15 protein-coding genes are annotated in these 13,497 nt (G+C 62.9%); 5 read left to right on the plus strand and 10 right to left on the minus strand.

Annotated elements, in window-relative coordinates:
• Window positions 1-60: 60 nt before the first annotated feature.
• The 4 genes from KOM00_RS10600 (at window position 61) to pta (ending at window position 3,354) form a co-directional block, all read left to right on the plus strand.
• On the plus strand, window positions 61-1,272 hold the full coding sequence (locus KOM00_RS10600) for a molybdopterin molybdotransferase MoeA (protein ID WP_216498889.1): 1,212 nt from the start codon (window positions 61-63) through the stop codon (window positions 1,270-1,272).
• Window position 1,273: 1 nt separating this feature from the next.
• Window positions 1,274-1,750, plus strand: a complete 477-nt coding sequence (moaC, locus tag KOM00_RS10605; RefSeq protein ID WP_216498890.1) for a cyclic pyranopterin monophosphate synthase MoaC — start codon at window positions 1,274-1,276, stop codon at window positions 1,748-1,750.
• 15 nt (window positions 1,751-1,765) lie between these two features.
• Window positions 1,766-2,263 (plus strand): molybdopterin adenylyltransferase, encoded by a 498-nt coding sequence (gene mog, locus KOM00_RS10610; RefSeq protein WP_216498891.1) that lies wholly within the window; start codon window positions 1,766-1,768, stop codon window positions 2,261-2,263.
• Between the two features lie 89 nt (window positions 2,264-2,352).
• A complete protein-coding gene (gene pta, locus KOM00_RS10615) occupies window positions 2,353-3,354 on the plus strand; it encodes a phosphate acetyltransferase (RefSeq protein WP_216498892.1) in 1,002 nt (333 codons plus the stop codon).
• Between the two features lie 100 nt (window positions 3,355-3,454).
• On the opposite strand, the gene KOM00_RS10620 is transcribed toward pta, so the two are convergent.
• Complete coding sequence (locus tag KOM00_RS10620; RefSeq protein ID WP_216498893.1) at window positions 3,455-4,720, minus strand: acetate kinase; 1,266 nt, start codon at window positions 4,718-4,720, stop codon at window positions 3,455-3,457.
• Window positions 4,721-4,950: 230 nt separating this feature from the next.
• On the opposite strand from KOM00_RS10620, the gene KOM00_RS10625 reads away from it, so the two are divergent.
• A complete protein-coding gene (locus tag KOM00_RS10625; protein WP_183346266.1) occupies window positions 4,951-5,121 on the plus strand; it encodes a DUF362 domain-containing protein in 171 nt (56 codons plus the stop codon).
• Between the two features lie 143 nt (window positions 5,122-5,264).
• On the opposite strand, the gene gltX is transcribed toward KOM00_RS10625, so the two are convergent.
• The 9 genes from gltX to KOM00_RS10670 form a co-directional block, all read right to left on the minus strand.
• Entirely contained in the window at window positions 5,265-6,671 is a 1,407-nt protein-coding gene (gene gltX, locus KOM00_RS10630; protein ID WP_216498894.1) for a glutamate--tRNA ligase, read from the minus strand.
• A gap of 82 nt (window positions 6,672-6,753) precedes the next feature.
• On the minus strand, window positions 6,754-6,942 hold the full coding sequence (locus KOM00_RS10635; RefSeq protein ID WP_216498895.1) for a DNA gyrase inhibitor YacG: 189 nt from the start codon (window positions 6,940-6,942) through the stop codon (window positions 6,754-6,756).
• A 79-nt stretch (window positions 6,943-7,021) separates the two neighbouring features.
• A complete protein-coding gene (locus tag KOM00_RS10640) occupies window positions 7,022-7,864 on the minus strand; it encodes a response regulator (protein ID WP_216498896.1) in 843 nt (280 codons plus the stop codon).
• Window positions 7,865-7,932: 68 nt separating this feature from the next.
• On the minus strand, window positions 7,933-8,724 hold the full coding sequence (locus KOM00_RS10645) for an SPOR domain-containing protein (protein WP_216498897.1): 792 nt from the start codon (window positions 8,722-8,724) through the stop codon (window positions 7,933-7,935).
• A 9-nt stretch (window positions 8,725-8,733) separates the two neighbouring features.
• Window positions 8,734-10,398 carry an arginine--tRNA ligase gene (argS, locus tag KOM00_RS10650; RefSeq protein WP_216498898.1) on the minus strand — a complete coding sequence of 555 codons (1,665 nt, stop codon included), beginning with the start codon at window positions 10,396-10,398 and terminating at the stop codon, window positions 8,734-8,736.
• Window positions 10,395-10,565: a hypothetical protein gene (locus KOM00_RS10655; RefSeq protein WP_216498899.1), complete on the minus strand. Its 171-nt coding sequence runs from the start codon at window positions 10,563-10,565 to the stop codon at window positions 10,395-10,397. The genes argS and KOM00_RS10655 overlap by 4 nt, the downstream gene beginning before the upstream one ends.
• 32 nt (window positions 10,566-10,597) lie before the next feature.
• Window positions 10,598-11,008, minus strand: a complete 411-nt coding sequence (locus tag KOM00_RS10660) for an FtsB family cell division protein (RefSeq protein ID WP_216498900.1) — start codon at window positions 11,006-11,008, stop codon at window positions 10,598-10,600.
• 6 nt (window positions 11,009-11,014) lie between these two features.
• The gene (locus tag KOM00_RS10665) at window positions 11,015-11,950 is read right to left on the minus strand and encodes a UDP-glucuronic acid decarboxylase family protein (RefSeq protein ID WP_216498901.1); all 936 of its coding nucleotides are present in this window, start codon (window positions 11,948-11,950) and stop codon (window positions 11,015-11,017) included.
• A gap of 140 nt (window positions 11,951-12,090) precedes the next feature.
• On the minus strand, window positions 12,091-13,443 hold the full coding sequence (locus KOM00_RS10670) for a UDP-glucose dehydrogenase family protein (RefSeq protein ID WP_216498902.1): 1,353 nt from the start codon (window positions 13,441-13,443) through the stop codon (window positions 12,091-12,093).
• Window positions 13,444-13,497 lie beyond the last annotated feature (54 nt).

The following is a 13,497-nucleotide window of genomic DNA, read 5'->3' on the forward strand; positions in this document are numbered from 1 at the left end:
TCCTTCACGGAGTCGGGCCCTTTTTCGTTATTGCCATTACCAAGGAACAAAGAGGAAGAGATGACGAACTACGAGCAAGCCAGACGCATGGTCATCGACAAGGTGGCGCCTGCCGGCGTGGAAAGGGTGCTGCTGCTGGAAGCCGCCGGCCGAGTGCTGGCCGAGGACTACGTGGCGCCCAAGGACATGCCGCGCTGGGACAACTCCGCCATGGACGGCTTCGCCGTCAGGAGCGCTGACTGCGCGCCGGGGACCGTGCTCAAGGTCACCGACTACATCCCCGCCGGCGTCAGTTCCGATGACGTGGTGACGCCGGGGTGCGCCGCGCGGATCATGACCGGCGCCCCCATCCCGCCTGGGGCCGATGCGGTCGTCCCGATAGAAGAGACCGAGAACACGGCGGAGACCGTGAAGCTGCTGCAACAGGTGAAAAAGCACGACCACATCCGTTTCCAGGGCGAGGACGTGCGCGGCGGCGAGGCGATCATACCACGGGGGACCGTGATCGGAGCGCCCCAGGTGAGCCTGATGGCCTCTTTTTCCACTGTGCTGGTGCCTGTTTACCGCAAGGTGCGCGTGGCCATCCTCTCCACCGGTGACGAGCTGGTCGAGGTCGGCACCGAACCCAAGGAGAGCCAGATCGTCAACAGCAACACCCTTGCGCTCGCCACCGCCATCAAGCTCTGCGGCGCCGAGCCGGTCATCCTCGGCATCGCCCGCGACGACAGGGAGAGCCACCGTGCGCTCCTCTCCGAGGGACTGAAGGCCGACGTCCTGGTCACCTCGGCGGGTGTCTCCGCCGGCGACCGGGACCTGGTGCGCGAGGTGCTGGCGGAGCTGGGTGTTGTGGAGCAGTTCTGGAAGCCCGGCATCAAGCCCGGCGGCCCCACCGCCTTCGGCATGAAGGGGAACGTCCCGGTCTTTTCCCTCCCCGGCAACCCGGTCTCCACCATGATCACCTTCGAGGAGTTCGCCCGCCCCGCCATCCTGCGCATGATGGGGCACGAAAAGGTGTTCCGTCGCACCGTGAGCGGCATCCTGAAGGAAGGGGCGCGCAAGAAGGCGGGCAAGGTAAACTTCCTGCGCGTTCACGTCGCCATCGAGGGGGGACGCTTCGTCGCCAGCACCTCGGGCGATCAGAACACCGGGATACTGAAGACCATGCTGCGTTGCAACGCCCTGGCCATTCTCCCGGCGGAGGCGACCGAGTTCGCCGTCGGCGCGGAAGTAGATCTGCACCTGCTCGACCCCACATTGGAAATGGAGGTTTAACATGTCGTTCAACCACTTCGACGCCAGCGGCAACGCCATCATGGTCGACGTAAGCCAGAAGACCCCGACCATGCGCACCGCCATAGCAGGCGCCCTGCTGACCCTGAAACCCGAAACCGTGCAGTCCATCGTGTCCGGCCGGATGGCAAAGGGGGACGTACTCGGCGTGGCGCGGCTTGCCGGTATCGCCGGAGCCAAGAAGACACCCGACCTGATTCCCCTCTCCCACCCTCTTGCCATCCACCACGTCGCCATAGAGTTCGAGGTGGACGAGGCCCGGGGAACCATAGGCGTCATGGCCACCGTCCGCGCCTTCGAGCGCACCGGCGTCGAGATGGAAGCCATGACCGCCGCCACGGTAGCCGCGCTGACCGTGTACGACATGTGCAAGGGGACCGACAAGGGCATCGTCATCTCCGACGTGAAGCTGCACTACAAGGAAGGCGGCAAGAGCGGCGTCTTCAAGCGCGAGGACTAAAGGAGAAACACCACCATGCGAGCAGCCATTCTCACCCTCAGCGACCGCTGTTCCACCGGAGAACGTGCCGACGGCAGCGGGCCGGCGCTAAAAGCCTGGCTCGAGGAACGCGGCGTCACCGTCGCCTGCACCGACGTCATCCCCGACGAGGGGGCCCTCATCTCAGAAAAGCTCATCGAGTGGGCCGACAGCGGCGCCTACGATCTCATCCTCACCACCGGCGGCACCGGCGTCTCGCCGCGCGACGTCACCCCGGAAGCGACCGAGCGCGTGGTGGAGCGCCTCCTTCCCGGCTTCGGCGAGGTGATGCGCATGGAGAGCCTCAAGAAGACCCCGCACGCCATCATCTCAAGGGCCGTGGCCGGCATCAGAAAAAACGCCCTTATCATCAACCTCCCCGGGAGCCCCAAGGGGGCCACCGAGAACATCGGCTTCGTGTGGGCCGCGGTGCCGCACGCGGTCGCCAAGCTGCAGGGAGACCCCGAGGAGTGCGGCACGCCGCTCCCCCGCTGACCGCCCAAGACGGCTTTTTTATTGACCGATCCCGCCTGCTGGGTTATATAACTAACACGGTTTTATAATTCAATTACGGAGGAATGCTCATGCCGTTGGTTAAGCAGATTCACGAGAAGGCGAAATCGAAACTCAAGACGGTGGTCTTGCCGGAGAGCTACGACGAGAGGATGCTCTTCGCCGCGCAACAGATCGTGGAACAAGGTTTGGCCAAAATCGTGCTTTTGGGCAAGCCTGACGCGATCCTGGCGGCGGCCGCCGCCAAGGGGATCAACCTGGCCGGCGTGGAACTGGTGGACCCCGCAACCTCGCCCAAGCTCGACGCGTACGTCGGGAAGCTCGTGGAACTGAGGAAGTCCAAGGGGCTCACGCCACAGCAGGCGCAGGAGATGCTGACCGCACCGGATAACCTTTACTTCGCGGGGATGATGGTACGCGAGGGTGACGCCGACGGCGAGGTGGCCGGCGCTACCGGCACTACCGGCGACGTGCTCCGTGCCGCCTTCCAGACCGTCGGTCCCGCTCCCGGCATCAAGACCGTTTCCTCCTTCTTCCTGATGGCCACCCAGACCCCGAACTTCGGGGAGAACGGGGTCATCCTCTTCGCCGACTGCGCCGTCAACCCCAACCCGGACGCGCAGGCCCTGGCAGAGATCGCCATCGCCACCGCGAGGAACTGCAAATCCTTCCTCGATGTCCCCGCGCGCGTCGCCATGCTCTCCTTCTCCACCAAGGGAAGCGCGAGCCACCAGGATGCGGACAAGGTGCTCAAGGCGCTGGAGATCGCCAAGGGGATGGATCCGGAACTTTCCATCGACGGCGAACTGCAGGCCGACGCCGCCCTGATCCCTGCGGTGGGCGCCAAGAAGGCCCCCGGCAGCGGCGTGGCCGGCAAGGCCAACGTGCTCGTTTTCCCGACCCTCGATGCCGGCAACATCGCCTACAAGCTGGTGGAGCGTCTGGCCGGCGCCAAGGCCATCGGCCCGGTGATCCAGGGGCTCGCCAAGCCGGTCAACGACCTCTCCCGCGGCTGCTCGGTGCAGGACATCGTGGACGTAACCGCCATCACCGCGGTGCAGGCGCAAGGCTAACCGCGACGACCGGTCCGACCGGCTGCTGAGACAGCGAACAAAACAAAAGGCCGGCGGGGTTACCCCGCCGGCCTTTTTGCTGTCTTACGCTCGCCTACCCCTACTTCCTGACGAAGTCGGGCCTGGAGAAGCTGTACTCGAAGTTCATGTGGTCGGTGTAGCTACCGTCCAGGATGGCGGCAACGTCCTCGGTGAACACCAGCTCCTCGTCGGTCGGGATGACGTACACCTTGACCGGCGAATCGTCCGTGGTGATCAGCGTCTCGCGCTTTCTGGTCATTGCCGAGGCGTTGCGCTCCTTGTCGAGGACGATACCCAGGTGCTCGAGCCCGGAGATGGCGCGCTCCCTGATCGGCGCCCCCATCTCCCCCACCCCGGCGGTGAAGACGACCGCATCGAGCCTCCCCACGACGGCCATGTAGGTCCCGATGTACTTCTTGAGACGGTACGCCTCGATGTCCAACGCCAGCGCACAGAGACGGTCTCCACCGTTGGCGTTCTCGATCACGTCGCGGCGGTCGGTGAAGCGGCCGGTAATGCCGATGACGCCGCTCTTCTTGTTCAGGATGGAGTCGATCTCCTTGGCGGAAAGGTTCTCCTTCTGCATCATGAAGGCGGGTATGGCGGGATCGATGTCGCCGCAGCGCGTGCCCATCATCGCGCCTTCCAGCGGCGTGAGCCCCATGCTGGTGTCGACCGACACACCGTTTTTGATGGCGCAGTGGGAGACGCCGTTGCCTATGTGCATGGTGATGACGTTGCACTGGTTGGCGGGCTTGCCCAGGATGGCGGCGATGCGCTTGGAAACGTAGAGGTGCGAGGTGCCGTGGAAGCCGTAGCGGCGAACGCCATACTTCTCGTACCACTCGTACGGGAGCGGATAGAGGTAGGCGTGCTCGGGCATGGTCTGGTGAAACGCCGTATCGAAAATAGCAACCTGCGGCACACCGGGGAGCACGGCCATGGCGCCTTCAATACCGGCGATGTTGGGCGGGTTGTGCAGCGGTGCCAGGTGCTGCACCTCGGTGACTGCGGCCAGCACCTCGTCGTCGATCAGCACGGACTTGGTGAACTTCTCGCCGCCGTGCACGACGCGGTGGCCGACCGCGGAGATCTGTTTGATGTCCTGAAGCACGCCGTGGGTCGGGGAGGTCAGGGTCCTCAGGATCAGGTCAACTGCGGTCTTGTGGTCCGGACAGTCGGAGTCTTCACGATAGGTCTCACGCCCGGATACCTCGTGCAGGATGAAGGAGTCGCCGATGACCACGCGCTCCACCATCCCCTTTGCCACAACCACTTTTTTATCCCAATCAAACAACTGGTATTTTACAGAAGAACTCCCGCAGTTAAGTGCCAGAATATCCATCGATTAGCATCCCCCGTGATTGTAGTTTGCCCAGTGATACGAGGAAGATCCACACCGGACAAAAAGTACACAAATAAAACCTTTTTTTATATATACAGGAGAGTGGGCCTCAGTTCAAGATTTTTCTCCCGATTAGGAGTTTATTGTCTACAGCTTTATGGTGGACTTTTTGCGAGCGCTGTGCTAGTTTCCACCTCAACTTTTAACTCCAAGTGAAGGAGGTGAATACTTTGGCACATACCATCAGCGACGAATGCATCAACTGCGGCGCCTGCGACGATTCCTGCCCGGTCAACGCTATCAGCGAGGCTGGCAGCAAGAGGACCATCGCTGCAGATACCTGCATCGACTGCGGCGCTTGCGTAGACACCTGCCCGGTGTCCGCAATCTCCCCGGCCTAATCAGCAACCGCACCAAAAGAAACATGTAATGCCATGGCCTGCAGCCGGTTCGTCCGCTGCAGGCCTCATTTTTTGCAGCGAAGAACCAAAAAGGAGGGCGCCCCGGGGCGCCCTCCTTTTTTTGATCCGCACCTCGCCGCAGACTACTTCGCGAGGACGGCTATGGCGCGCTCGATGCGCTTTTTGGTCTCGGCGAGGCCGAGCACCTCGATCATCTCGTAGATGCCCGGGGAGGCGGTCGTGCCGGAGAGGGCGAGCCGCACGGCGGGACCGACCTGGCCTAGCTTGATCCCCTTCTCTGCCATCAGCTCCTTGAAGGCCTGCTCGATGTGAGCCTGGTCGAGGGCAGGCAGGGCCGCCAGTTTTTCCACCAGCGCGGTGAGAAGCGCGGGTGTGTCGGCATTGAAGGCCTTAGCCACACCCTGCTCGTCGTAGGAAAGCTCGTCGCTGTAATAGAACAGCGCCCCGTCGGCAAGCTCCAGCATGGTCTTGGCGCGCTCCTGCAGGGTCTTGATCACGGACACCAGGTCCGGTCCCCCCTGGGCGGGATCAACGCCCCGCTCCTTCAGGAACGGCACCAGGAGGTCGGCCAGGCGCACCGGATCCCCCGTCTTGATGTAGTGGGCGTTCAGCCACATGAGCTTGTCCGGGTTGAAGACCCCGGCGGAGCGCCCCACGTTCTCGATGGAGAATTTCTCGATCAGGTCCTGCAGCGAGAAGATCTCTTCGTCGCCGTGGCTCCACCCAAGGCGAACAAGGTAGTTCACCATCGCCTCGGGGAGAAAGCCCATGTCGCGGTAGGCCATGACCGAGGTGGCGCCGTGGCGCTTGGAGAGACGGGCCTTGTCGGCGCCGAGGATCATCGGCACGTGGGCGAAGACCGGCACCGGCGCACCCAGCGCCTGGTAGATCAGGATCTGACGCGGCGTGTTGTTGACGTGGTCGTCGCCGCGGATGACGGTGGTGATCTTCATGGTGACGTCGTCGATGACCACAACGAAGTTATAGGTCGGGGTGCCGTCGGTGCGCTGGATGATCAGGTCGTCCAGTTCAGCGTTCTCGAAGGAGACCTTCCCCTTGATCAGGTCGTTCCAGGTGGTGGCCCCTTCCTTGGGGGTCTTGAAACGGATCACGTAGGGGCGGCCGTCGTCCTCCTGGGGGGGGAGGTTGCGGCAAGTGCCGTCGTACTTCGGTTTTCCCCCTTCAGCGAGCGCCTTCTCGCGCTTCGCCTCGAGCTCCTCGACGCTGCAGTAGCACTTGTACGCCTTCCCCTCTGCGACCAGCTTGTCGATGTATTCCTTGTAGACCGGGAAGTAGTCGGATTGGAAGAAGGGGCCCTCATCCCAGTCCAGCCCCAGCCACTTCATCCCCTCGAAGATGGCATCGACCGACTGCTGGGTGGATCGCGTCACGTCGGTATCCTCAATCCTCAGGACGAAAGTGCCGTGCTGCTTCCTGGCCAAAAGCCAGTTGAAAAGGGCCGTACGCGCCCCTCCTACATGGAGAAAGCCGGTCGGGCTCGGTGCGAAACGGAGACGTACTTCTGACATGAAAGGCTCCTTTGCTGCTTTGATCATTGCATGACTGCAATAAAGTGGTGTGTTGCGTTCGGTATGGTCGGGCGCGGGGCGCCTACCCCTCGTCCTCGTCGTCATCCTGGTGCTGAGACGCCTTCTCACCGGGGATACGGTACCCTTCGCTGGCCCAGGTGCCGAGGTCGATCATCTTGCACCTCTCCGAGCAGAAGGGTCGATACGGGTTCCCGGCCAGCGTGGCTTCCTTGCGGCAATGCGGGCACTTGACGGTCTGTATGGCGCACATGGGGTTTCCTCAAATAAATACCTCCAGCGCCGGACGGGGCTGGAGGGTGCGTGGTCCTGGTCGGATTTAGGCCAACCGCTCAACTTAACTGGTACTTGCGCTCCCTGAACTGCAGCGCCCTCTTCACCCGCATGATCAGGGTCTCCTCCCGCACCGGCTTCTCGATGAAATCGAAGAACCCCTTCTCGAAGGCCTTCACCTCGTCCTCGGGCTGCAGGGAACTGGTGATGAGTATCACCGGTATGGCATTCAGGTCGGGCACGCTATGCAGCGCGTCGAAAAGTCCGAAACCGTCCAACTTGGGCATCATCAAGTCGGTGATCACCACGTGCGGCTTCTCGGTCAGGACCGCCTTGTAGGCCTCCAGCCCGTCCGCGGCGTGGATGACGCGGAACCCTTCCCGTCCCAGGAAGTCGCCGAACATGGTCGCGATCAGCTTGTCGTCCTCGACCACCAGCACCGTGTGGGCGGCCGCGCTGGCCACCTCCTTCTGCAGATAGTTCTTGCAGATGGCAGCGTAGATCTCCTTCCTGGTGGCGATGAAGGGGGTGATGGTCAGTCCGAGGTTGGCCGAGATGTTGCGCACGACCCGGGTCTCGGTGGGATCGGCCATGGCCAGTGCCAGCCTCTTCTCGTCCAGCTTGAGCGGAAAGATGTTGTTCTGCATGGCCACGTCCACCGAGATGGTCCTCAGCAGTTGCGGCGAGAAGCTGTAGCCGGCAAAGTTGCTGGCGACACGGCAGCCGTACTGCGTGGCCAGCGCCTGGGCCAGTTCCTCGCCGGTGACCAGCTCCAGGTCCTCCAGCACGGTCCCGAAGCGTGTGCCGAGCTTCTTGGAGACCGCCAACATGCGCTCCACCGTTTTCTCGGTAAGAAGCCCGTTCTCGATGAATATCTGGCCCAGCTTTTTTCGCTTTTCCATAGGACCTCCCCATCCCGGGGTTAACTGTAGCTCGGGGAGAGAAAAAAACCATGCGGGGAGCGAAAAAGCTACTCCGCTACCACCGTCGCCCCGCTCCCGACCTTCCCGGCCAACTGCAGTGCCTCCTGCTTGGAGAGGTGCCGTCCTACCCTGATCCGGTACCAGACTCCCTTGTCCTGAAGCTTCGATTCCACAAGGTAAGCGGCTACCCCCTTGGCGACGAGCTTCGCGCGTACGGCATCGGCCTCCTTCTTGTCCTTGTAGGAAGCGACCTGCACCAGGTAGCGCGCCTCGGCACCCTGCTTGTCGGCAGCCGCCGGTTTGTCTGCGGCGGGCTCAGCCCTGTCGGCGGCCTTCTCGGCGGGTTTCGCCTCCGGCGCCTTGGCGGCCGGAGCGGCGGCAGGCTTTGCCGGTGCCGTCCCGGGGGCAGGCGCTGCGGTCGCGGCCGGCGCCGCGGCTGCAGCCTTGGACTGTACCTCGGGAAGCTTCGTGTTGATGCCGCTCCCCATGGCACCCTTCCCGCCCGAGGGGAGGGTCTTGTAGAAGGTCAGCGGGACGTCAGGTGCGGGCTGCCCCGGCTGCGCCGGTTGAGCGGGCGTCGCCGGCTGCACCGCGGGTGCTGCCTGTGTCTTTTGCTGGGCCGCGGCCTGCGCCGCTGCGAGGGCCTTGGCATCGACCTTTCCTTTGAACAGGAACCATCCGGTCAGCACCCCCGCACCGTATCCAAGGACAAGCAGCAACAGGCCGACCACCGCGAAGGTGCCGATCGGCTCTCGGCGCGGGCGGTTCTTCTGCACGGGCTTGGCGCGCTCGGCGCTTTCCCTGACCGCCTTCATCTTTTCGCTGTAGTCAAGCCGCATGTGCCCCTCCTACATCCTCTCCGGAGCCGAGATCCCGAGCACGGTCAGCGCGTTCTTCAGGGTGACGGCGACGCAGTGCAGCAGGAACAGACGGGCCTGGGTGAGCTCGGGCTCCTCCGGGGTGATCACCCTGCTCTTGTTGTAGAAGCTGTGGAACTCGCCGGCCAGGTCCTGAAGGTAGTAGGTGATCCGGTGCGGCTCGAAGTTCACCGCCGCCCCCTCCAGGATTTCCGGGTAGAGGGAGAGCTTCTTGATCAGGCTCATGTCGTCGGCGCCCTCCAAAAGCTCCAGGCGCACGCCGGTGAAGTTTGGCTCCACGCCGCGCTCCCTGGCCGTGTCGAAGATGCTCCTGATCCTGGCGTGAGCGTACTGCACGTAGTAGACCGGGTTGTCGTTGCTCTGGCGCTTGGCGAGCTCGAGATCGAAGTCGAGTTGGCTGTCGGAGCGGCGCATCAGGAAGAAGAAGCGGGCGGCGTCGCGGCCGACCTCGTCCACGACCTCCTTCAGCGTCACGAACTCGCCGCTTCTCGTGGACATGGCGACCGGCTGGCCGTCGCGCAACAGCGACACCAGCTGCACCAGGATGATGCCGAGGTCGTCCGCCTTGCGCCCGAGCCCCTGCACGACGCTCTTAAGCCTGGGGACGTAGCCGTGGTGGTCGGCGCCCCACACGTCGATGACCCAGTCGAAGCCGCGCGCGTACTTGTCGCGGTGGTAGGCGATGTCGGAGGCGAAATAGGTGGTTACGCCGTTGCTCCTGACCACGACGCGGTCCTTGTCGTCGCCGAAGGCGGTGGTCTTGAACCAGAGCGCCCCTTCCTGCTCGTAGATGTGCCCCTTCTCCTGCATTTCCGCGATGGCCGAGGTCACCTTCCCCTCGTCGAACAGGGACTGCTCGGAGAACCAGTTGTCGAAGCGGATGCCGAAGTCCTGCAGGTCCTCGTCGATCCCCTTGAGGATCAGGTCACCGCCCATCTTCGCGAAGAAGGCGACCCCCTCCTCCTGGGGCGCCTTCAGGAAGCGGTCGCCGTGCTTGGCGATGGCGTCCCGCGCAATGTCCTTGATGTAGTCGCCCTGGTAGCAGTTCTCGGGGAAATCGATCTTCTCCCCCAGGAGTTCCTTGTAGCGCAACAACCCCGAGAGCCCCAGGGTGTTCATTTGGTTGCCGGCGTCGTTGATGTAGTACTCGCGCTGCACGTCGAATCCTGCGGCGGAGAGGAGCGAGGCGACCGCATCGCCTGTCGCCGCGCCGCGGCCGTGCCCTATGTGCAGCGGACCGGTCGGGTTCGCGCTGACGAACTCGACCTGCACCTTCTTGCGGGCGCCGACCTTGCTCTTGCCGTACTCGTCACCGGCACGGTCGATCTCGGTGAGAACCTTCCTCCAGGCGCTGTCCTCGACGAAGAAGTTGATGAACCCCGGCCCGGCGATCTCGACTGAGCGGATCAGGTCGGACGCCTCGGCCAGCTTCTTGACCAGGGCCTCCGCCACGGCGCGGGGCGCCTTGCGCTCCTGCTTGGCCATCTGCATGGCGACGTTGGTAGCGAAATCTCCGTGCTCGGCGTGCGCCGGCTTCTCCACGTTGATGGCCGGGACCACACCAGAGGTGAGCGTGCCGTCGGCGAAACACCCCTCGATTCCCTTCAGGATGCATGCGCGCAGCTGCTCCTTCATATCTTCTCCTCCCTTTCCTTATCCTTTTCCGCGTCGGGCACGGGTTTTATGGTCACGTCGCGTGTGAAGTCCGGGCAGCGGGCGCCGCCGTCAGGCACGCAGAATTTCTTGGAGCAGTGTTCGCGCCAGGCGCAGACCACGCAGTGCTGTTTTCCAGTCTGAGTCATACTTTCCCCTCAAATGCCCGCATGGGGCAACGTTACCTGCCGGAGCGCCCAGCCGGCTGCGCAGGCTGAGCCGGCTTTCCAGCGGCGGCACCCTGCGTCCCGGGTGCAGTTGCCGGGGCGCCCTGGGCCCCGCCCTGGGGCGGAGCGCCGGCCGCTGCAGGTTTCGCGGCGCCCGGCGAGAACTGGTAGATCACCTCGTTGCTGCGCACCAGGCCGAAGTCGCGCCTGGCGATGCTCTCCAGGTAGCGCCGGTCCGACTGCAGGGCGGCGATCTCCCGCTTCAGCTTGTCATTTTCCTCTTTCAGCTCGTTCAGACGCTTCTGCGTCTCGTCCAGGTCGCGGTGCAGGTGGTTGATGCGCAGCAGTCCCCGGTCGCCAAAGACGGTGAACCCGAGGATGAAGATGACCACTGCTGCCGGTACTAGAAAAAATCGTTTCTGCATGCGTTCCTATGCCGGGGTGAGGACGGACCGGAAATAGTCGATGGTCTGCTTGAGCCCGTCGTCCACGCTCACTTTGGGTTCCCAGCCAAGCATCTGCTTGGCCAGCGAAATGTCAGGCTGCCTCTGTTTCGGGTCGTCCGCCGGCAGGGGGCGATAGACGATGCGCGAGGTGGACCCGGTGAGGGCTATGATCTTCTTGGCGAATTCCAGGATGGTGGTTTCCGCGGGATTGCCCAGGTTGACCGGCCCGATGAACCCGGGGGTCTCCATCATGCGCACCATCCCCTCCACGAGGTCGGAGACGAAGCAGAAGGACCGGGTCTGTTCACCCTCGCCGTAGACGGTGATGTCCTCCCCCTTGAGTGCCTGCAGGATGAAGTTGGAAACGACGCGGCCGTCGTTCTCGGCCATCTTTGGGCCGTAGGTGTTGAAGATCCTGATGATCCTGACGTCCACGTGGTTCTGGCGGTGGTAGTCCATCATCAGCGTTTCCGCGACGCGTTTCCCCTCGTCGTAGCAGCTTCTCAGCCCCAGGGTGTTGACGTTGCCCCAGTAGGCCTCCGTCTGCGGGTGCACCTGCGGGTCCCCGTACACCTCTGAGGTGGAGGCCTGCAGGATCCTGGCCCTCACCCTCTTGGCGATCCCCAGCATGTTGATGGCGCCCATGACACTGGTCTTGGTGGTCTTGACCGGGTTGTACTGGTAGTGGATCGGCGAAGCGGGGCAGGCCAGGTTGTAGATCCGGTCGACCTCCAGGAGGATCGGCTGGGTGACGTCGTGGCGAATCAGCTCGAAGCTGTGGTAGTCCAGCAAGTGGGCGATATTGCGTTTGTTGCCGGTAAAGAAGTTGTCGAGGCAGATGACATCGTGCCCCTCCCTCAAGAGCCTTTCGCAAAGATGTGAGCCGATGAAACCGGCGCCCCCGGTGACCAGTATGCGCATGAAAACCTCAGGAAAACCGTTCTACGTTCTATGTTTTACGTTCCATGCTAACTGCTGTTGTTGCCACACAAGCGGTGCACCATGCGCAACAGCCGTGTAACGTAGAACTTAGAACATGCAACGCAGAACAGCAGTTAGTGTTATTCCATCTCGCAGCACGCAGCACCGTTTCTGCCGATGGGGAAGTACTCGTAGCCGATCTCGCGCATCCGCTCAGGCTGGTACAGGTTGCGGCCGTCGAAGATGAGCGGGTTGACCAGGAGCGTCTTGATCCGCTCGAAGTCGGGGTTGCGGTACTCGTTCCACTCGGTGATGATCACCAGGGCGTCCGCCCCCTTGAGCGGCTCGTACTGGTTCATGTGGTAGCCGACCCGGTCGCCGAAATGCTTCTTCGCCTCGTTGAGCGCCTCGGGGTCGTGGGCCCGCACGGTGGCGCCCAGCTCCAGGAGACGGTTGATGATGGTCAACGAGGGAGCCTCCCTCATGTCGTCGGTGCGCGGTTTGAAGGAAAGCCCCCAGACCGCGATGCTCCTGCCTGCAAGAGGCTTGTCGCCCCCCTGCCCCAGGTGGCGCTCGATCTTGTCGGAGAGAATCCGCTTCTGGCGTTCGTTGGCCTCTTCCACCGCCTTAAGCAGGATGAAGTCGTAGCTGCACTCGTCCGCGGTCCTGGCCAGCGCCTTCACGTCCTTGGGGAAGCAGGAGCCGCCGTAGCCGACGCCGGGGAAGAGGAAGTCGTAGCCTATGCGGGAGTCGGAACCGATCCCCTCGCGCACTGCCATAACGTCGGCGCCCATCAGCTCGCAGAGGTTCGCGATCTGGTTCATGAAGGTGATGCGGGTCGCCAGCATGGCGTTGGCGGCGTACTTGGTCATCTCGGCGCTTCTGATGTCCATGACCAGCATGCGGTTGGACTTACGCATGAATGCCGAGTACAGCTCTTTCATTATTTCGGCGGTGCGCACGTTGTCGGTACCGATCACCACGCGATCCGGTTTCATGAAATCGTCGATGGCCGCCCCCTCTTTGAGGAACTCGGGGTTGGAGACGACGTCGAACTCGATGTGCACCCCGCGGTTGGCCAGTTCTTCCTTTACGGCGGCGCGCACCTTGTCGGCAGTCCCCACGGGGACGGTGGACTTGTCCACGATGATCTTGAAGCTTTCCATGGCACGGCCGATGTTGCGGGCCACGGAGAGGACGTACTGCAGGTCGGCGGAGCCGTCCGCACCCGGCGGTGTCCCCACGGCGATGAAACAGACCAGGGACTCCTTGACGGCGGCGTCCAGGTCGGTGGTGAACTTAAGGCGTCCCTCTTCGCCGTTTCTGAGCACCATCTCCTTGAGGCCGGGCTCGTAAATGGGGATCACGCCACGCTTGAGACCTTCGATCTTTTCCTGGTCGACGTCGACACAGATGACGTCGTTGCCGCTTTCAGCGAAGCAGGTGCCGGCGACGAGGCCGACGTATCCGGAACCGATCACGCATACTTTCATGAGGCGTACTCCTCTAGGGATTAAAAATTAGCGTTCTTATATAGCACATCCATG

The organism is Geomonas diazotrophica, assembly GCF_018919385.1.
Classification (GTDB): Bacteria; Desulfobacterota; Desulfuromonadia; order Geobacterales; family Geobacteraceae; genus Geomonas; species Geomonas diazotrophica.